Annotated in this window: 15 protein-coding genes; 9 read left to right on the forward strand and 6 right to left on the reverse strand. The window is 69.1% G+C overall.

What is annotated here, in order from left to right:
- Positions 1-48 precede the first annotated feature (48 nt).
- From QMX80_RS07245 to QMX80_RS07255, 3 genes are all read left to right on the forward strand, one after another.
- Positions 49-426 carry a DUF4902 domain-containing protein gene (locus tag QMX80_RS07245; RefSeq protein WP_082443753.1) on the forward strand — a complete coding sequence of 126 codons (378 nt, stop codon included), beginning with the start codon at positions 49-51 and terminating at the stop codon, positions 424-426.
- A 163-nt stretch (positions 427-589) separates the two neighbouring features.
- A complete protein-coding gene (locus QMX80_RS07250; RefSeq protein ID WP_282276171.1) occupies positions 590-1162 on the forward strand; it encodes an acyl-homoserine-lactone synthase in 573 nt (190 codons plus the stop codon).
- 298 nt (positions 1163-1460) lie between these two features.
- Positions 1461-1595, forward strand: coding sequence for a hypothetical protein (locus tag QMX80_RS07255; RefSeq protein ID WP_268768318.1), 135 nt, complete (start codon positions 1461-1463; stop codon positions 1593-1595).
- A 166-nt stretch (positions 1596-1761) separates the two neighbouring features.
- Here the strand turns inward: QMX80_RS07255 and QMX80_RS07260 are convergent, their stop codons facing one another.
- Together QMX80_RS07260 and QMX80_RS07265 are read right to left on the reverse strand one after the other, a co-directional pair.
- Positions 1762-4842: a TonB-dependent receptor gene (locus QMX80_RS07260; RefSeq protein WP_055772109.1), complete on the reverse strand. Its 3081-nt coding sequence runs from the start codon at positions 4840-4842 to the stop codon at positions 1762-1764.
- Between the two features lie 227 nt (positions 4843-5069).
- Positions 5070-6677: an amidohydrolase family protein gene (locus QMX80_RS07265; RefSeq protein WP_282276172.1), complete on the reverse strand. Its 1608-nt coding sequence runs from the start codon at positions 6675-6677 to the stop codon at positions 5070-5072.
- A 173-nt stretch (positions 6678-6850) separates the two neighbouring features.
- Between QMX80_RS07265 and QMX80_RS07270 the strand changes: the two genes are divergently transcribed.
- The 3 genes from QMX80_RS07270 to QMX80_RS07280 are packed head-to-tail and all read left to right on the forward strand — an operon-like array spanning position 6851 to position 9493.
- A complete protein-coding gene (locus QMX80_RS07270; RefSeq protein ID WP_055772105.1) occupies positions 6851-7048 on the forward strand; it encodes a zinc-finger domain-containing protein in 198 nt (65 codons plus the stop codon).
- Positions 7049-7056: 8 nt separating this feature from the next.
- Complete coding sequence (locus QMX80_RS07275) at positions 7057-8169, forward strand: glycosyltransferase family 4 protein (RefSeq protein ID WP_282276173.1); 1113 nt, start codon at positions 7057-7059, stop codon at positions 8167-8169.
- Complete coding sequence (locus QMX80_RS07280; protein ID WP_282276174.1) at positions 8150-9493, forward strand: O-antigen ligase family protein; 1344 nt, start codon at positions 8150-8152, stop codon at positions 9491-9493. Before QMX80_RS07275 ends, QMX80_RS07280 begins: the two co-directional genes overlap by 20 nt.
- Here the strand turns inward: QMX80_RS07280 and QMX80_RS07285 are convergent.
- Complete coding sequence (locus QMX80_RS07285; RefSeq protein WP_273084544.1) at positions 9478-10404, reverse strand: LpxL/LpxP family Kdo(2)-lipid IV(A) lauroyl/palmitoleoyl acyltransferase; 927 nt, start codon at positions 10402-10404, stop codon at positions 9478-9480. The two genes, QMX80_RS07280 and QMX80_RS07285, sit on opposite strands and share 16 nt — an antisense overlap.
- Positions 10405-10523: 119 nt before the next feature.
- On the opposite strand from QMX80_RS07285, the gene waaA reads away from it, so the two are divergent.
- Complete coding sequence (gene waaA / locus QMX80_RS07290; RefSeq protein WP_055772095.1) at positions 10524-11819, forward strand: lipid IV(A) 3-deoxy-D-manno-octulosonic acid transferase; 1296 nt, start codon at positions 10524-10526, stop codon at positions 11817-11819.
- Positions 11820-12277: 458 nt separating this feature from the next.
- Here waaA and QMX80_RS07295 read toward each other — a convergent pair whose 3' ends face one another.
- The 3 genes from QMX80_RS07295 to QMX80_RS07305 form a co-directional block, all read right to left on the reverse strand.
- Positions 12278-13636, reverse strand: coding sequence for a TolC family outer membrane protein (locus tag QMX80_RS07295; RefSeq protein WP_273084539.1), 1359 nt, complete (start codon positions 13634-13636; stop codon positions 12278-12280).
- A 24-nt stretch (positions 13637-13660) separates the two neighbouring features.
- Positions 13661-14308 (reverse strand): protein-L-isoaspartate O-methyltransferase, encoded by a 648-nt coding sequence (locus QMX80_RS07300; RefSeq protein ID WP_282276180.1) that lies wholly within the window; start codon positions 14306-14308, stop codon positions 13661-13663.
- 130 nt (positions 14309-14438) lie between these two features.
- Positions 14439-15104 carry a TetR/AcrR family transcriptional regulator gene (locus QMX80_RS07305; protein WP_055772082.1) on the reverse strand — a complete coding sequence of 222 codons (666 nt, stop codon included), beginning with the start codon at positions 15102-15104 and terminating at the stop codon, positions 14439-14441.
- Between the two features lie 105 nt (positions 15105-15209).
- Here QMX80_RS07305 and QMX80_RS07310 point away from each other — a divergent pair, with 105 nt between their 5' ends.
- Both QMX80_RS07310 and QMX80_RS07315 read left to right on the forward strand, forming a co-directional pair.
- Entirely contained in the window at positions 15210-16325 is a 1116-nt protein-coding gene (locus tag QMX80_RS07310; protein ID WP_282276184.1) for an efflux RND transporter periplasmic adaptor subunit, read from the forward strand.
- A 3-nt stretch (positions 16326-16328) separates the two neighbouring features.
- Complete coding sequence (locus tag QMX80_RS07315; protein WP_282276186.1) at positions 16329-19490, forward strand: efflux RND transporter permease subunit; 3162 nt, start codon at positions 16329-16331, stop codon at positions 19488-19490.
- Positions 19491-19528 lie beyond the last annotated feature (38 nt).

Genomic DNA, 19528 nt, shown 5'->3' on the forward strand with positions numbered 1-19528 from the left:
CGACCGCCCTGCGCGGTGCACCGCCGCGGCCTGCACCGCCAAAGACGCATGATAATGATTGACGACGACGGTTACATCCGCCTTCCGCGCGGTGCGCTGGGCCAGATCCGGCTCGTGCACCTGGTGTCGGGGCTGGACGAGGAGGAGCGCACCGGTGCGATGGGGGCGGTCCACTCGGCCATCTGCGGCTATACCGAATGGGCCACCGCCTCCGCACCGGCGGTCTCGGTGGGCTGGGACTGGCATATCGATACCCTGGCCCGCCCGGTGTCCGCCGCCTGCCGCGACGCTCCGCGCAGCAACGTGATGCTGGTGGATGGGCAGGGCAGGGACATCGGGCCGGAGTACACGGCTCGCTGCCTGCAGCGGCTGGTCGAGGCGCTGGAGTGGAAGCCGGTGGTGCTGGACGCCATCGGTTTCCGCTGACACCCGGTCCGGACGCGGCCTCCATCCGGTTCGTGCGGGTGTCGTATGGAGGACATGCCGTCCCGTTCCGGGGCGCCCGGCGACCTGTCAATTCTGACAGTTATCAGGCCTGTGCTGCATTGCAAGACTCGTTTCCCATCCATCAGGAACAGGGGAATGCGTCATGGAATTCATCCTTGCCAGTGCGAACAATCTGTCGCCGCTGCTCAACCAGGCGCTGGGCCAGTACCGCTACCGGGTCTTCATCGAAACGCTGGGCTGGCAGATGGACACGCCGCCGGGAATCGAGCGCGACCGGTTCGACCAGCCGGAAACGGTGCACGTGATCGTCCGCGACGAACAGCACGACATCGTCGGTTATGCGCGCCTGCTGCCGACCACCGGCCCGTACCTGCTGGGCGAGATGTTCCCGGAGCTGATGAACGGCCTGCCGCCGCCCTGCTCGGAAGATGTGTGGGAACTGTCGCGCTTCGCGGTGATGGACCTGCGCGGCGCGCGCACCGGCATTTCCGCGTTGCGGCCGTCCGCGCTGGCGGTGGATATCCTGCAGCTGGCGGCTGATTACGTGGAAAGCCGTGGCGGGAAACGGCTCATCACGGTCTCGCCGCTGGCGATGGAGCGGTTGCTGCGCCGGACCGGCTTCCATGTCCACCGCGCCGCGCCGCCGGTGATGATCGAAGGCCATCCCACCTTCGCCTGCTGGATCGAACTGGCCGGGCGTCCGACCCGGGAGTAGCGGAAGGCGCCAGGAGCGGCTTTTCGACCCGCTTTTCGATGGCACGGAGGCTTTGACGTCACCGATAGCGGAAAAGCAGGGAAAAACCTGTCAATCCTGACAGTTACGGAAAGAGGGGCATCTCGGGTGAAATTCCCCGTGAGGCCGGAGAGCCTTCGAGAGGCAGGAAAGGGGACGTCTCTCGATCGGCGGGGAACGCCATACGGAGGGAACAGGGAGGTTGGCGGCGGGAAGGGGTCCCGCTTTCGCGCGCGGTCGTCGCGCCCCTCCGTGTTCTGTTCATATCGGGAGACGAGGCATGTTCAAGAAGAGTTCGGACCACGACGGCAGGCACGGCGTCTCCGATCCGCTGCGGCTGCAGTTCCTGGCAGGTCTCTTTGTCGGTACCGTCGTCGGCATCGGCGTGGGTGGGCTGCTGGGCATCCTGTCCTGAATCGGCAAGCCCCGGCGTCCGCTGCTCCGGACCGCTGCTGGGCGTGGAACTCCGCATCGCCGGAACCGGCTTACCGGTTCCGGCGTCTGCGTGTCCGGGACCACGCGATCATCGCGGACGGCGTGTCCGCCGATGCGTGGCGTCGGGACGCGATGCCCGTATCCGCTCAGTCGAAGGACTTGGTCAGGGTCAGGTAATAGCCGCGGCCCAGCGCATTGTGCAGCGAGGAGTAGAAGCCCAGGCTGCGGCCGGACAGCGGCGGATCGCGGTCGGCGACGTTGCGCACGGTCAGGCGCACGCTGCTGTTGTCCAGCAGGTTGCCGTGCTTGCCGAAGCGGTGTTCCAGCCACAGGTTGGTCGTAGTCCAGGACGGGATCCGGTACAGGGTGCCGTCGGCCAGCTGCGCATCGCTTGAATCGAAGGCGCCGACGCGGCGCACGAAGGTACCCACGCTCCAGTCGCGGTAACGCCAGCTGGCATTGAACGAGGCGCGCCATTCCGGCGTGCCGTTGATGCCGAGCAGGCTGCCGGCGCTGCGGATGGTGAAGCCCTTGTCGATCAGGCCGGACTGCTGCGCCTGGTCGACCATGTCTTCCAGGTCGGAGGGCATCTGCGTCTGTTCGATCAGCCGGCTTGCATCGAGGCTGGCGTTGAAGGTGCCGAGCCGGTCGGTACGCAGCCGCCAGGACAGGCCGAAGTCGATGCCGCGGGTCAGGCGCGGCAGGCGGTTGGTGTACTGGTCGCGTACCTGCAGCACGTTGCCGACTGCTTCCAGTCCGGTCCCGGCGAAATTCTCGCGCTTGGCGTCGTCGGGCGCCTCGCGCAGGACGTTGGGGTTGTACGAGCCCTGCATGCGCAGCAGGTAGTCCAGCGCCAGATGGGTCTGCTCGCCGGTGACGGCGATCATGTCCTCCTGCTTGATGGACCAGTAGTCCATGGTGAAGGTGAACTGTCCTGCCGTGCGCGGCAGGAAGCGGGGCTGGAACACCATGCCCGCCGACCACGCCTCGGAGGTTTCCGGCTTCAGGTCGAGGTTGCCCTCGCGCACCGCCTGCGTGCTGTACGACTTGCCGCACTGGCTGAAGCTGGCGATGCGCCCGGCACGCATATCGGCCTCGCACTGGTAGTAGTCGAGCCGGCTGTTGCTGACCACCGTGCCGTCGGAATACATCTGCAGGATGTTGGGGGCCAGGAAGCTGGTGGACCAGTTGCCGCGCAGCATGAAGCCGTCGAACACGTCCCAGGCCAGCGCGACCTTCGGATTGGAGACATTGCCGAAGTCGGAATAGTGCTCCCAGCGCCCGGCGATCTGCAGGTCCAGCGAGCGGACCAGCGGGATTCCCATTTCCGGCTTCACCAGCGGCACGGCGAACTCGACATAGGCCGAGGCCACGTTGCGGTCACCGCTGGTATTGCCGGCCGGACTTGCGCCGAGCACGTCGGAGGTGATGTCGCCGGTCAGTGGATTGGTGTAGGTAAGAGTGCCGTTCATGCGGTCGTCGCGTGCGTCGGCCAGCGTCTCGCGCCGCCACTCCGCGCCGAAGGACAGGCCCACGTCGCCGGCGGGCAGAGCGAACAGCTGTTCGCGGGTGAAGCGCGTGTCCACCTGGAACAGCGAGGCGGTGGCGCGGCGCTTCACCGGCACCAGGAAGCCGGCGATGGTGGCCGGGTCGTTGGGCGCATTGCTCGGCGCCGACCAGTCCTGCAGGTTGCCGCCGCCGAACGGGTTGTAGGCACTGGCGTCGTTGCGCGCGAGCGCCTGCGCGAACAGGGTGTTGCTGATCGAACCGTGCTGGGTGTCCAGGGTGGTGGCGCGCGAGTACAGCACGGCGCTCTCCCAGTCGAAACCGGCAAGCATGCCGCGCACGCCGCCCATGACGCGGTAGGAGTCGTCGTCGACCGTGTACGGGCGCGTGGTCTCGGTGGCGCGGTAGTTGCTGATGCGCAGGTCCACGCCTTCGTCGGCGACGTTCAGGCCGGGCAGGCGGTTGGGGTTGAGCGAGCCGTCGGCCAGGTACTTCGCGCCGAACGGGTTCCAGTAGTTGGAAGCGGGCACGATGATCGGCGCGGCGGCGAGCGAGGCGGCCTGTTCGCGCATGCCTTCGTACCGGGACTGGTAATAGTTCAGTTCGCCGAAGGCGACGAAGTTGTCGTCGATGTCGTGTTCGAGGGTGCCGAACAGGTTGTTGCGGTCCAGTCCGCCCATCAGGTAGCGCTGCGAGTTGGCGTTGAAGCGCAGCGGCCGGTCGATGGCGGTGCTCTGCGCGCCGGTCTGGATGCAGACATCTGCGTTGAGCGCGGTGACGCAGCCGTTGGCGATGGGCTCGATGTGGAAGCTGCCGCTGCTGTTGGTGATGTTCTTGCCGTTCTGCTTGACCTGGCGGCCATTGACGGCCTGGAACACGCCCCAGGCGCTGGAGGTGGTGCGGTCGTCGAAGGCGGACATGCCTTCCCACGGCGTGCCGACCATGAAGTCCATGTGGTCCTGGTTGGCCGAGTAGTCGCGCTCGGACGCTTCCATCACGCTGCGGTAGGTGTGCCCGCCCAGCACGGTGACGCGCGTGCGGCCGTCGTTGAACCAGTGCCCGGCCTTGAAGTTGATGTTGCCCTGGCGGAAGTCCGTGCCTTCCGAACCGCCGTACTGGCCCTGGATCTTCAGGCCCTGGAAATGCGTGTCCATCACCACGTTCATCACGCCGGCCACGGCGTCGGAGCCATACAGCGCGGAGGCGCCGCCCAGCAGCGTTTCCATGCGCTTCACGCCATACAGCGGGATGGCGTTGATGTTGGCGGTCTGCCGCGGCACGTAGTTCTCGGTCTGGGTGCCCGGGTGGTTGACCATGCGCCGGCCGTTGACCAGCAGCAGCGTGTTGCCGGTGCCGAGGTTGCGCAGGTTGACCGAGCCCACGTCGCCGCGCGCGGCGTTGAGGTTGGACGCGGTGTCGGTGTTGTCGAACATCATGTCGCCCACCTGCGGCAGGCTCTGCAGCAGGTCTTCGCCGGATACCGCGCCGGTGGCCTGGATGTCTTCCTCGGAAATGGTGTTGACCGGCAGCATGCCGGTCTGGCTGTTGCCGGCGAAGCGGCTGCCGACCACCACCACGCCGTCGAGCGTGGTCGCCTTGGGCTGCTGCGGATCGTTGCCGGTCTCCGGCGGTGGCGTCTGTTCCTGCGCGGCCGTCGCGTCCATGGCGATGGCCGATGCGAGCATGAGGCTCAGGATGGAAAGTGCCGGTTGCTGCTTCATCGTGCGTTTCCCCTTGCTTGGACGCGGAAGACATCCGCATGCCCGGATGGTAGCCACGGATGCATGCGCACAGACTTTCCGTTCCGTCGGTCGGGCATAGCTTGCGGCTATTGCGCGCATGCGCATGAATGCAGAAGCGATGCGGCAAGCGCGCATCGCACGCACGGAACATCCGGATTGAAATGCGGTGCAGGGCGGCGGACGCTGCATCGCCGCCGCGAGCGCGATCAGGGACAGGTGCCCGGTGGTGGTGAATGCCGCAGCACGCGGCCGGCGAGCGCGTCGGTCTGTACGTCGTCCTCGATGGCGATGCGGCCGTTGACCAGCAGCAGGGCGACACCGGAAGACAGTTCGCGCGGATGCAGGTAGTCGGCATGCGGCATGAAGCGTTCCGGATCGAACACCACCACGTCGGCGAAGAAGCCCGGCTGCAGTTCGCCGCGTTTCTCCAGGCCGAGGATGCGCGCGGTCAGTGCGGTGGAGCGGTGGATGAACTGCCCGGTGCTCAATACGCCGAGTTCGCGCACGTAGCGCTGGTATTTCAATGGAAAGCTGGCGTACTGCCGGGGATGCCCATCGTTGCCGTCGGAACTGGTCGCCATCCAGGGTTGGCGCATCAGCAGCTGCACATCGTCCTCGTCCATGTTGAACGAGGCCACCGAACCGCTGTTCTGGTCCGGGTGCTGGATGCCATGTTCGATGATGCGCAGGGCCGCGTCGATCGGATCGAGCCTCCATTCGCCGGCCACCGCGTCCAGCGTCCTGCCGGTCCACTGCTGGTCGGCGGAGATGAGCAGCAATGCTTCCGCGCCGCCGCGGCGTTGCAGGTTCTCGCGCATCGCGACGCGGATGCGTTCGAGCTGCGCGGGATCCTGCAATCGTTCCCTGAGCGCGCTGTTGCCGCCGTCCACGGCCCAGCGCGGCAGCAGTGCGGCGGTGATGCCAGTGCCCGATGCCAGCCACGGGTACTGGTCGGCGGTGACCCGCTGTCCCTGCGCGCGTGCCTGCTCCACCAGTTCCACCAGCGCCGGCGCCATGCCATGCACATCGTTGCCCAGTGCCTTCAGGTGCGCGATGTGCACCGGCAGCCCCGCGTCGCGGCCGATCGACAGGGCTTCGCGCGTGGAGGCGAGCAGGCCGATGTCGTAGGACGACTCGTCGCGCTGGTGCGTGTCGTACAGCCCGCCACGGATCGCCGCCTCGCGCGCCAGCGCCACCACTTCGTCGCGGCCGGCGAAACTCTGCGGCGCGTAGAACAGGCCGGTGGAAAAGCCGACCGCGCCCTCGCACATGCCCTGCGCCACCAGGTCGCGCATGCGCTGCAGTTCGGCGGGGGTCGGCGCGCGCGCTGCGTGGCCGAGCACGGCGCGTCGCACCGGGCTGAAACCCACGTAGGGGACGAGGTTGGTGCCGACGCCGGCGCGCGCGAATTCCTCGCTTTCGCGGGCGACTTCCGGCGTGCCGCCGCCATCCACGCCATGGGCGATGGTGGTCACGCCCTGGTATTGCCACGGCGCGTTGCGGCGCACGCCCGGATCGTCCGAGCGGATGTAGGTATAGGGATGGGTATGCGGATCGATGAAGCCGGGCGCGACGATCCTGCCGGTGGCATCGATGGTGCGCGCGGCCGCATGACGCCTGCCTGCTCCCGGCCCGACCGTGACTATCCGGTCGCCGACGATGACGACATCGCCGATGACGGCGGGGCCGCCGCCGCCATCGTGGATCTGCCCGCCGGCGATCACCAGGTCTGCCGGAGGCAGAGCGGCCGACCACCCGGACGGGCAGAACGACAACACGGCGATGGCGGCGGCAAGACGGACGATGGGCGGCACGACGACTCCCGGACGGCGCGATGGATGCCGGGCCACCATAGGAGCGCATCGCCGCCCGGGCCATTGAAAAAAGTGGCGACGGGCATGGCGTCCGGTTATGCCCTGCCGGGCTCATGCTTCTGCCCGGCGCTGCTAGAATTGGCCGGTCCCGGTTTTCCTGTGTGAATGACGCCATGAGCCATACCGCCGCCGCGCCCGCCAACGCGCAGAAGCGCTACAACGTGCACCGTGCCGACCTGCCGTTGAGCTGCCCGACGCCGGAAATGGCGCTGTGGAATTCGCATCCGCGGGTCTACCTGCCGATCGAGAACGAGCCCAACGGCGAAGCCGCCTGCCCGTACTGCGGCGCGGTGTTCGTGCTGGTCGACTGAACGCCCGCATGCGCCGCCTGACCGTGGTGCAGCTGCTGCCGGCGCTGCACTCCGGCGGCGTGGAGCGCTCGACGCTGGAGATCGCCCAGGCGCTGGTGGAGGCCGGGCACCGCGCCATCGTGGTCTCCGCCGGCGGCCGCCTGGTCCAGCCGCTGCTGGCGAGCGGGGCCGAGCATCTGGCGCTGGACATCGGCCGCAAGTCGCTGCTGACCCTACGCCACGTGGTGTCGCTGCGGCGGCTGTTCGACGAAACTGGAGCCGACATCGTGCACGCGCGTTCGCGGCTGCCGGCCTGGCTGGGCTGGCATGCGCTGCGCGGCCTGCCACGGGAGCGGCGCCCGCACTGGGTCACGACCATGCACGGGCTGAACTCGCCCGGCCGCTACAGCGCCATCATGGCCAGCGGCGAGCGGGTGATCTGCGTATCCAGGACCGTGCGCGACTACCTGCTCGCGCATTACCCGGCCACCGATCCGCAGCGCCTGCGGGTGATCCCGCGCGGCGTGGACCTGGCACAGTTCCCGCACGTGGCGCCCACCGATCGTCGCCCGCGGCTGGCGGTGGAGGGCGCGCATCCGGCGCTGGCCGGCGACGGACCGCTGCTGCTGCTGCCCGGCCGCGGTACCCGCCTCAAGGGGCACCCGCACGCGCTGCGCCTGTTGTCGACCCTGCGCAGGCAGGGCATGCCGGCGCGGTTGTGGATGCCCGGCGCGCGCGAACCCGGGCGCGAGGCCTACGTGCGCGAACTCGAACAGCAGGCCGCGGCGCTGGGCATCGCCGACGCGGTCGCCATCACCGAACCGACGGCGAAGATCGCGCAGGCCTACGCGGCCAGCGATCTGGTGCTGCAATTGTCGGACAAGCCCGAGGCGTTCGGCCGCACCGTGCTGGAAGCGCTGGCCGTGGGCCGCCCGGTACTGGGGTGGGATCACGGCGGCGTGGGCGAACTGCTTGCCGAACTGCAGCCCAGCGGTGCGGTGCCCAGGGGCGATGCGCCGGCATTGGCGGCGCGCGCCATCGAACTGCTGCGGCAACCGCCATCGCTGCCGCGGCGTATTCCTTTCACCTTGCGGGCCATGCAGCGCGCGACGCTGGATACCTATGGCGAACTTGCCGGTTGAATCCCTCCCGCCGTCTTCAACGCTCCCGGGGAAGTGGGCGCCGGCGTGGGTGATCGCCTTCGTCGCGCTGTGGCCGGCGCCGGGCATCGCCGAGGCGGTGCTGGGGCTGGGCGCATTGGCGACGGTGCTCCGCCTGCTGCACCTGCGCTTCCGGGCCGGTGGCGCCGCGCTGCTCAGCGTGCCGGCGTGGGCGCTGACCAGCACGCTGTTCCTGGCCTACTGGCTGCCGCAGGTGGTTTCCGCGCTGGATGCGGACGACCCGGCCCGGGCATGGGGCCGGGTGGCGGCCGGGCTGCGCCATCTGCCTTTCATGTGGCTGGTCGCCATCGCGGTGGCGACCGGGGCGCGGCGCCGCGTCACCTTCACCGGGCTGGGCGTCGTCGTCGCGCTGTGGGTCGTGGATGCGCTGGCGCAGGCGGCGCTGGGCACCAGTCCGCTGTTCTGGTCGATGGACCAGCTCAAGTGGCTGATCAACGGACACGGCCTGTGCAGCGCCGGGCAGGCGGCCCTGGCCGACCGGCTCAGCGGCGTGTTCGGGCCGTGCAACCTGAAGTTCGGCCAGGTGCTCGCCAGCCTCACTCCGTTCCTGCTGTTCGCCGCCGCCGCACGCTGGGGACGCTGGGGCTGGCTGTTGGCGGCGGTGCCTACCGGCGTGGTGATCGTGCTCGCCGGCTCGCGCGCGTCCTGGATCACCTATGCGCTGGTGGTGCTGTTCTCGGGCTGGCGCCTGCTTGGCAGGAAGGGCATGGCGCTGCTGCTGTTGTCCGCCGTCATCGGCGCGGTGGCGCTGGCGGGGCTCTCCACGCAGGTGCGCGAGCGCGTGACGCGCACCACGCTGGCGCTGGCCGGCGATGCGGCCGGCGTGGATGCGGCCCTGTCCGGGCGCGGCCAGATCTGGTCCGCGGCACTGTGCATGGTGCGCGCGCATCCGTTCAACGGCGTGGGCGCGCGCGAATTCCGCAACGCCTATCCGCAATGCGATCCGGCACCCGGACAGTACGCGGCGTGGGGCGCCGGGCCGGCCCTGCACGCGCATCAGCTGGTGCTCGAAATCCTGGCCGAGACCGGCATGCTGGGCCTGCTGCTGTGGCTGGCCGGCGCGGCCATGGCCTGGCGCGCGTGGCGCTATGCGGACGAGGAGGCGCGCGCGCGCGCGCGGCCGGCGACGCTGGCGCTGGCGGTGACGGTGTTCCCGTTCAACACCCACCTGGCGTTCTACTCGGCGTTCTGGGGCGGCGCGACCCTGCTGCTGGCCGCGCTGTTCGCCGGCGCGCTGCTGGCAAACCCGGCACGACCGCAGGAAAGCGCTCAGCCGCGTTCGTAGAAGCGACTGCGCCCTTCCGGCTGCCGCTTGAAGCGGCGGTGGATCCACAGGTACTGGGCTGGCGCCTCGCGCACCATCTCCTCGATGGCGGTGTTGACGCGTGCGGTATCGGCGACCGCGTCGTCGGTGGGAAAGCCCGGCAGCGGCGGGGCGATCTTCAGCAGGTAGCGCCCGCCCTCGCGGCGATGGAAAAAAGGCACTACGGCGCAGCCGGTGAGGCGCGCGAACTGGTGGGTCGCGGTGATGGTGGAGGCGGGCATGCCGAAGAACGGCACGAACACCGAATCCTTGCCGCGCATGTCCTGGTCGGGCGCGTACCACAGCAGGCCCCCCTTCTTCAGGTGGCGCACCGTGGCGCGGATGTCCTCGTTGGCGAACATCGCGCTGGCGTAGCGCAGGCGGCCGTGCTTGACCGCCCATTCCATCACCGGGTTGCGGTAGCGGCGGTACATGCCGGCCAGCGGCACGTGGTCGCACAGCAGGCGCCCGCACATCTCCAGGGTCATGAAGTGCCCGGAGACCAGCAGCACGCCGCGCCCTTCCGCCTGCAGTGCGCGCAGGTGCTCCAGCCCTTCGATCTCCACCCGAGGGCGGATGGCATCGATGCCGCCCCACCATGCCCGCGCGAATTCGAAGATGCCCACGCCCAGCGCGTCGAAGCTGTCGCGCAGCAGTTGCCGGCGCCAGGCCTCGTCCTGTTCGGGGAAGCACAGGCGGATGTTCACTTCGGCGGCATGCCGGCGGGAACCGGCCAGGTGCAGCGCGAGCCAGCCGATGCCGCGGCCGATCGCACGCTGCAGCAGCCAGGGCAGGCGCGCGCCCAGCATGGCCAGCGCCAGCCAGGCGAACGTCGGCCAATGGCGGGGTTGCCACGGCGATGGGCGGGTGGCGGTGGTGGGGGTGTCGGACATGGGGGGATTCTAATTTGGAACCGGTGGATGGGAACCCGCAACTGGTGAAGGCGAGGGGGACGCGGCCGCATGCCCTCGCTCCTATCCACTAGTTCCCCGCTCCTAGGTATCCTCGCCGCATGCGCAAGGATCCCGTCGAACTGCTGCTGCGGGGCCTGTATTCGGCCCTGCTGTACCTGCTGCTGCCCATCACCGTCTATCACCTGGTCTGGCGTGGCTTCCGGGTGCGCGAGTACTTCAAGCGCTGGGACGAACGCTATGCGTCCTATCCGGAAAGCGGCCGCCGGCCCTGCGTCTGGCTGCATGCGGTGTCGGTGGGCGAGGTCAACGCCGCCGCGCCGGTGGTGGATGCGCTGCGCCGGCAGCGGCCGGACATCCGCTGGGTCATCACCACCATCACCCCGACCGGCTCGCAGCGCGTACGCGCGCTGTGGGGCGACGCGGTGGACCACGTCTACCTGCCGTACGACGTGCCCGGCAGCGCCGGCCGCTTCCTCGACCATTTCCACCCGAGCCTGGCGCTGATCCTGGAAACCGAACTGTGGCCGAACCTGCTGTTCGGCTGCCGCGACCGTCGGATTCCGGTGTACATCCTCAATGCGCGGCTGTCGGCACGGTCGCTGAAGGGCTACCGCCTGCTGCGGCCGCTGGTCGGGCGCGCGCTGCGCACGGTGACCTGCGTGGCCGCGCAGTCGCGCGAGGACGCGCGCCGTTTCGTCGTGCTGGGCGCCCGGGAAGAGCAGGTCTGCGCGCTGGGCAACCTGAAGTTCGACATCCGTCCTCCCGACCCGACGCCGCTGCTCGCCGCCTTTCACGCACATGTGCCGGCCGGACGCGTGACCTGGATCGCCGCCAGCACGCACGAAGGCGAAGAACAGGCGGTCATCGACCTGCATGCGCGCGTACTGGAACGGTATCCCGACGCCCTGCTGCTGTGGGCGCCACGGCATCCGGAACGGTTCGGCAAGGTCGAGGCCTCGGTGCAGGCGCGGGGCTGGCGCGTTTCCACGCGCAGCGCCGAGCGCTGGCCGGGCGCCGACACGCAGGGGTTCGTGATCAACACGCTGGGCGAGCTGATGCCGTTCTTCGCCTGCGCGCAGGTGGCCTTCGTCGGCGGCAGCCTGCAGGCCATCGGCGGGCACAACCTGCTGGAACCCGCGGCGATGGGCACGGCGGTGATCACCGGCCCGCACCTGCACAACTTCGCCGAGATCTCGCGGCGCATGAGCGAAGCCGGGGCGTTGAGCATCTGCGATGACGTCGACCAGCTTGGCGACGAGCTGCTGCACCTGCTGGGCGACGTATCGGCACGCCGGAAGATGGTCGAGGCGGGCGCCGAGCTGGTGGCCAACGGTCGCGGGGCCCTGGAGCGGACGCTGGAGCTGATCGGGCCGAGCCTGCCCGCACTGGACTAGAGCGGGGAACCGCCCCGCTGGGGCCTTCCCGGCCAAGCCCCGCCGGGCGTTGCCCGGCGCTACAAAACCGCGACGCTCGGCCGTCCCGTAGAGCGGGGCACCGCCCCGCTGGGGTCTTCCCGGGTCAAGCCTCGCCGGGCGTTGCCCGGCGCTACAAAGCGGCGACGCTCGGCCGTCCCGTAGAGCGGGGCACCGCCCCGCTGGGGCCTTCCCGGTCAAGCCTCGCCGGGCGTTGCCCGGCGCTACAAAGCCACGACGCTCGGCCGTCCCGTAGAGCGGGGCACCGCCCCGCTGGGGCCTTCCCGGTCAAGCCTCGCCGGGCGTTGCCCGGCGCTACAAAGCCACGATGCTCGGCCGTCCCGTAGAGCGTGGCAGCGCCCCGCTGGGGCTTTCCCGACGGACACGAAAAAGGCGGGCCGGAGCCCGCCTTTCCGTTTCCACGCGGTGATCGGCGGGAATTACTGCATGCTGCCCGGTGCCAGCTGGGCTTCCGCATCCTGGGTCAGCAGGCGGTTGACGTCCTGCACCTCGGCCACGTCCAGCCCGCCGATGGCCTGGCTGAGCTGCAGGCGGCTGAGCAGGAAGTTGTAGCGGGCCTGCGCGTAGTCGAGCTTGGCCTGGAACAGGGTGCGCTGGTTCTGCACCACGTCCAGCACGGTACGGGTACCGACCTCCAGGCCGACCTGCGAGGCGTCATAGGCGCTCTGCGCGGACACCACGGCCAGGCGGCGCGCTTCCACTTCGCTGATGCCGGCCACCACCGCCTGGTAGGCGTTGCGGGTATTGCGGTCCAGCGCGCGCTTCTGCTGCTCGTAGCCGTCCTGGGCCATGTCGCGCTGGGCCAGGGCCTGGCGCACATAGGACTGGGTGGCGCCGCCGGCGAAGATCGGCACGTTCAGGGTCAGGCCGATCGAGTTGGTGGTCGTATCCGGTCCGGAAGACGACGCGCCGACGCTGTCGCCCCAACTGGCGCTCTTGCCCCAGCTGCCGCCCAGCGACAGGGTCGGGTAGTGACCGCCGCGGGCGGCCGAGACGCTGGATTCGGCGGCGTTGACCTTCAGTTCCTGCGCCTTCAGCGCCGGGTTCTGGGTGATCGCATCGGCCACCAGCCTGTCGACGTCGCCGCGGTTGGCCGGCAGTTCCGGACGGAAATCTTCCGGCAGGCTGCGCAGGCCCTGCACCGGCTGGCCGGTCAGTTCGGTCAGCGCCTGGTAGGCGTCGGCCAGGGTATTGCGGGCGAGGATGGTGTTGGCGCGCGCCTGGTCGTACTGGGCGCGGGCTTCGTGCACGTCGGTGATCGGCGCCAGGCCCACTTCCAGGCGCTTGTCCGCGTAGTCGAACTGCTTCTTGGCGGCCGCCTCGTTGGTCTGCGCGGCGCTGAGCGATTCGATCGCCACCAGCACGTTGAAATAGGTGGTCGCGGTACGCACGATCAGGTCGTCGTTGGCCGATTCGAGGTCGAAGTCGGCCGCCTTGCTGATCTCGCGCTGGGCGCGCAGGTTGGCGAACTGGGTCCAGTTGAACAGGGTCTGCTCACCGCCGATGCTGTAGCGGCGCGACGTGGCGGTGGTAGAGCCACTGACGCCGTCCTGCGAGGTGCGGGCGCGGTTGAGCGTGGCCTGGCCGTTCAGCGACGGCAGCAGGTTGGCGCGGGCCTGCACCTGGCCTTCCTTGGTGTACAGCCGGTTGGATTCTGCGGAGGCCAGCTGCGGATCGCCGTTGCGGGCCATTTCGTAGACCTGCAGCAGGTCGGCGGCGTTGGCCGCCAGCGGCGAGAGGGCGACAGCCAGCGCAAGGGCGAGGGATCGGCGGATCATTGCGGCTTCCTTGGATGTAGCGGATCAGAGGTGGAACTGCGGGGCCGGCGCGGCACCCTGCAGATAGTCGATGTCGGTTTCGAACAGGGACTGCACGCTGCCGTCGGCCTTGATCAGCACCGCTTCCATCACCGGCGAGTGGCCCTGGATGACGAACAGGCGACCGCCCGGGCGCAGCCACTTCAGGATGTGCGCCGGCACGGTATCCACCGCCCCGGTGATGCAGATGGCGTCGAAATGACGCTGGGTCTGCCATTGCAGGGCGTCGGCGATCTCGATGCGTACGTTGGAGCCGAGCCTGGCGGCGTCCAGGTTCTGGCGGGCGCGCTCGGCCAGCTCGGGCTGGATTTCCAGGCTGAGCACTTCACGGGCCAGTTCGCCCAGGCAGGCGCTGATGAAGCCGCTGCCGGTGCCGATTTCCAGCACTTCGTCGCCCGGCTGCAGGTCCAGCGCCTGCAGCATGCGGCCTTCGACGACCGGCTTCATCATCTTCTGGCCATGGCCCAGCGGCAGTTCGATGTCGGCATAGGCCAGCGCCTTGTGCAGCTCGGCCACGAAGGCTTCGCGCGGCAACCGCGCCAGGACGTCCAGCACGCGCAGGTCCAGCACGTCCCAGGGACGTACCTGCTGCTCGACCATCATTTCGCGGGCGTGGGAGTAATCGATCGTCATGGTTTCTCGTCAATCCGGCGCAGTGGGCCGGCCATTTTACCGGTTGGCGCGGGCAGTGCGGGGCAAGCATCGCCGTGCCCGCGGCAGGTCCGCAGTGCCGGAAGTCATCACGACCTCCGGTTCGTTCAGGTTACGGGCGGGGCGCATACGCACGGATGAAGAAATCGACCGTGGTGGCGATGTGGGCGTCGGCGTCGCGCTGTTCCGGGGCCGGGCACAGCCCGCACATCATGTGCGCGTGCAGTTCGCCCTTGATCAGGCAGAAGAACTGGCGTGCGGCCAGGTGCAGGTCGCCGATGGCCAGTTCGCCGCGCGCCACGCGCGCGCCGAGGAATTCGGACAGCGCCATCTCCGTGCGCTGGGGGCCGGCCTGCCAGAACATCCGGCGGATCCGGTCGTCGGTCTCCGGCGTCATCATCATGCGCTGGGTGGCGATGGCCGCGTCGCTGCTGATCAGGGCGAAGAACGCGTGCCCGATCCCGCGCAGCTGGTCGCGCAGCGGGCCTTCGCTGTCGGTCACGAACAGTTCGTCGGGCATCATTTCCACGCACTTGGCCTGGATCGCCTCGGAGAACAGGGTCTCCTTGTCGCCGAAATGGCTGTAGACGGTGAGCTTGGAAACGCCCGCGCCGGCGGCGATGCCGTCCATGCTCACGCCGTTGAAACCCAGTTCGATGAACATTTCCTTGGCCGTTTCCAGGATCGCGGCGCGCTTGCCCAGGTCCTTGGGGCGGCCGGGACCGGCGCCGCGCGGGGCGGGCTTGCCGGGGGTGTGGGAGGGCTGGTGCGAAGACATGCGCGAATACTAGACCAATTGGTTTTGTATTTATACTATACCGCGTCGTTCAGTAATGGCGGTGAACGCCGCCATCCCCCTTCCTCATCCCTGCGATCCTCACCCATGAACACTGCTCGATGGATTGGCGGTTCCCTGTTGTTGGCCCTGCTGGCCGCCTGCGGCAAGACCGGGCCCGCCCCCGCACATGCTGTACCTGTCCTGGTCGTCCACCCCCAGGGAAGCGGCGATGCCATCACCGCCTACCCGGGCGAAGTGCGGGCGCGCGAGGAAGCGGCGCTGGCGTTCCGGGTGGGGGGCAACCTGCTGCGGCGCGAGGTCGATGCAGGCCAGCGGGTGAAGCGGGGCCAGTTGCTGGCCGAGCTGGACGTGGCCGACTTCGCATTGCAGGCGCGCGCGGCACAGGCGCAGTACGCCGCTGCCGAAGCCGATCTGGTGCGCGCGCGCGACGAGCAGAAGCGCTATGCCGCGCTGGCCGGGCAGCAGCTGGTCAGCCGTTCGGCGCTGGACGCGCAGACCGCCGCGCTGAAGGCGGCGCAGGGCCAGGCCGATGCGGCCCGGTCCAATCTGGACGTGGCCCGCAACCAGGCCGGCTATGCGCAGCTGCGCGCGCCTGTCGATGGCGTGATCGCCAGCCGCCAGGCCGAGGCCGGGCAGGTCGTCGCCGCCGGGCAGACCATCTATACGCTGGCCGCCGACGGCGCCCGCGAGGTCGCCATCGCCCTGCCGGAAAGCGGCATCCGCGATTTCGCGGTGGGCCAGGCGGTGGAAGTGGAGCTGTGGAACCGCCCCGGCAAGCGCTGGCCCGGCACCATCCGTGAGATCGCGCCGGCCGCCGACGCGCAGGCGCGCACCTATGCCACGCGCGTGAGCCTGGCGGCCGAAGCGCTGGATGCGGTGGAGCTGGGGCAGAGCGCGCGGGTCTACGTCGCCCATGCCAAGGGCGGCGCGTTGAACGTGCCGCTGGCGGCGGTGCAGCCGGGCAGGACGCAGCAGCAGGCGGGGGTGTGGGTGGTGGACCCGGGCAAGGGCACGCTGCACCTGCGCGAGGTGACGCTCGGCGCCTACGGCGCGCAGAGCGTCCCGGTGCTGTCGGGCCTGAAGGCCGACGACTGGGTGGTCGCCGCCGGCGGCCACCTGCTGCGCGAAGGCCAGCCGGTGACGGCCGTGGATCGTGGCAACAAGCCGGTGATGCAGGCTCCCGCGAAGCAGGGGGACTGACCCGTGCGCCGCTTCAATCTCTCCGAATGGGCGCTGGGCAACCGCCCGCTGGTGCTGTTCATGATGATCGCGCTGGCGGTCATCGGCGCCTGGTCCTACAAGCACCTCGGCCAGTCCGAAGATCCTCCGTTCACGTTCAAGGCGATGGTCGTGCAGACCGCCTGGCCCGGCGCCACCGCCGAGCAGGTCTCGCGGCAGGTGACCGAGCCGATCGAGAAGGCGCTGATGAACACCGGGCAGTTCGAGTTCATCCAGTCGTACTCGCGGCCGGGTGAGTCGCAGGTGATCTTCATGGCGCGCGATTCGATGCGGTCGAAGGACGTGCCGGAGCTGTTCTACCAGGTGCGCAAGAAGGTCGGCGACATCCGCTCGCAGTTGCCGGCCGAGGTGGTCGGGCCGTTCTTCAACGACGAGTTCGGCGACACCTTCGGCAACATCTACGCGCTGACCGGCAAGGGCTTCGACTACGCGCTGATGCGCGACTACGCCGACCGCATCCAGCTGGAGCTGCAGCGCGTGGCCGACGTGGGCAAGGTCGACCTGCTCGGCCTGCAGGACGAGAAGGTGTGGATCGAGCTGTCCAACACCAAGCTGGCCACGCTGGGGGTGTCGCTGCAGCAGGTGCAGCAGGCGCTGGCCGACCAGAACGCGATCACGCCCGCCAGCTGGTTCGAGACCGCCAGCGACCGCGTGCAGCTGCGGGTGACCGGCCAGTTCCAGTCGGTCGAGGACATCGCCGCGTTCCCGATCCGCGCCGGCGACCGCACCGTGCGCCTTGGCGACATCGCCCAGGTCAAGCGCGGCTTCGCCGACCCGGCCTCGCCGAAGATGCGCTTCATGGGCGAGGACGCCATCGGCATCGCCGTGGCGATGAAGGACGGCGGCGACATCCTCAAGCTCGGCAAGGCCCTGGACGATGAGTTCGCGCGGCTGCAGAAGACGCTGCCGGCCGGCATGGAGCTGCGCAAGGTGTCCGACCAGCCGCATGCGGTGGAGGACTCGGTGGGCGAGTTCGTCAAGGTGCTGACCGAGGCGGTGGTGATCGTGCTGCTGGTGAGCTTCTTCTCGCTGGGCTGGCGTACCGGGCTGGTGGTGGCGGTGTCGATCCCGCTGGTGCTGGCGATGACCTTCTTCGTCATGCACCAGTTCGACATCGGCCTGCACAAGATCTCGCTGGGCGCGCTGGTGCTGGCACTGGGACTGCTGGTGGACGATGCGATCATCGCGGTGGAAATGATGGCCACCAAGATGGAGCAGGGCTACGACCGCCTGCGCGCGGCCAGCTTCGCCTGGGAGTCGACCGCGTTCCCGATGCTGACCGGCACGCTGATCACCGCCGCCGGCTTCCTGCCGATCGCCACCGCCGCCTCGAGCACCGGCGAGTACACCCGCTCGCTGTTCCAGGTGGTGACCATCGCCCTGGTGGTGTCGTGGATCGCCGCGGTGCTGTTCATCCCGTACCTGGGCGACAAGATGCTGCCGGACCTGCACAACCCCAAGGCTCCCAGGCCGGGCAGCCTCGCCGGGCGCTGGCATGCGCTGCGCCTGCGCTGGGCCGACCGCAATCCCGCGCTCGCCAACCTGGTGCGGCCGAAGCAGCTGGCGCACGACCATGACCCGTACAAGAGTGCGTTCTACCAGCGCTTCCGGACGTTCCTCGACGCCTGCCTGCGCCGCCGCTGGCTGGTGATCTTCGCCACCATCGGCCTGTTCGTGTTCTCGCTGGCGATGTTCCGCTTCGTGCCGCAGCAGTTCTTCCCGGACTCGACCCGGCCGGAACTGATGGTGGACATCGAACTGGCCGAAGGCGCCTCGCTGACCGCGACCCAGGCGCAGGCGCACAAGCTGGAAGAGCTGCTCAAACAGCGCGAAGGCATCGCCAACTATGTCGGCTACGTGGGCAGCGGTTCGCCGCGTTTCTACCTGCCGCTGGACCAGCAGCTGCCGGCGACCAACTTCGCCCAGTTCGTGGTGCTGGCGCAGGACATCCATGCGCGCGAGGAAGTGCGCGACTGGCTGCTGAAGGAGGTGGTGCCGCAGTTCAACGACGTGCAGCTGCGCGTGACCCGGCTGGAGAACGGCCCACCGGTGGGCTATCCGGTGCAGTTCCGCGTGTCCGGCGAGCATATCGACCGGGTGCAGGCCATCGCGCGGCAGGTGGCCGACAAGGTGCGGCAGAACCCGCATGTGGCCAACGTCAACCTCAACTGGTCCGAGCCGAGCAAGGTGGTGCGGCTGGTGGTGGACCAGGACCGCGCCCGCGCGCTGGGCGTGAGCAGCGCGCAGATCGCGCATTTCCTGGGCAGCTCGCTGTCGGGCATGCAGGTGAGCACCTACCGCGAAGGCAACCGCCAGATCGGCATGCTGCTGCGCGGCCCGGACGAGGAGCGCGCGCAGCTCGACCTGCTCGCCAGCCTGGCCATTCCCACGCCCGGCGGCACCGCGGTGCCGTTGTCGCAGGTGGCACGGCTTGAGTACGTGTTCGAGGACGGCATCATCTGGCACCGCAACCGCCTGCCCACCGTCACCGTGCGCGCGGACATCGCCGACGGCCTGCTGCCGCCGGAGGTCACCGGGCAGATCCTGCCGGCCCTGGACGACATCCGCGCCGCCCTGCCGGACGGCTACCTGCTGGAGGTCGGCGGCACGGTGGAAGATTCGGCGCGCGGGCAGAACTCGATCAAGGCCGGCATGCCGCTGTTCCTGATCGTGGTGGTGACCCTGCTGATGCTGCAGCTGCGCAGCTTCTCGCGCGCGGCGATGGTGCTGGTCACGGCGCCCCTGGGCATCATCGGCGCGACCCTGTTCCTGCTGATCTTCCGCGTGCCGTTCGGCTTCGTGGCGCTGCTGGGCACCATCGCGCTGGCGGGCATGATCATGCGCAACTCGGTGATCCTGGTGGACCAGATCCAGCAGGACATCGACGCCGGCCACGACCGCTGGCACGCCATCATCGACGCCACCGTGCGCCGCTTCCGCCCGATCGTGCTGACCGCGCTGGCCGCGGTGCTGGCGATGATCCCGCTCTCGCGCAGCGCGTTCTATGGCTCGATGGCGATCTCGATCATGGGCGGACTGATCGTCGGTACGGTGCTGACCCTGGTGTTCCTGCCTGCGCTGTACGCGGCCTGGTTCCGGGTGCGGCCGGACGAGGCGGCAAGCTGAACGGCGCATCCGCCGTCGCTTGCCGGCGGATGCGCGCA

This window comes from Stenotrophomonas sp. PS02297, assembly GCF_029959705.1.
Taxonomy (GTDB): Bacteria; Pseudomonadota; Gammaproteobacteria; order Xanthomonadales; family Xanthomonadaceae; genus Stenotrophomonas; species Stenotrophomonas nitritireducens.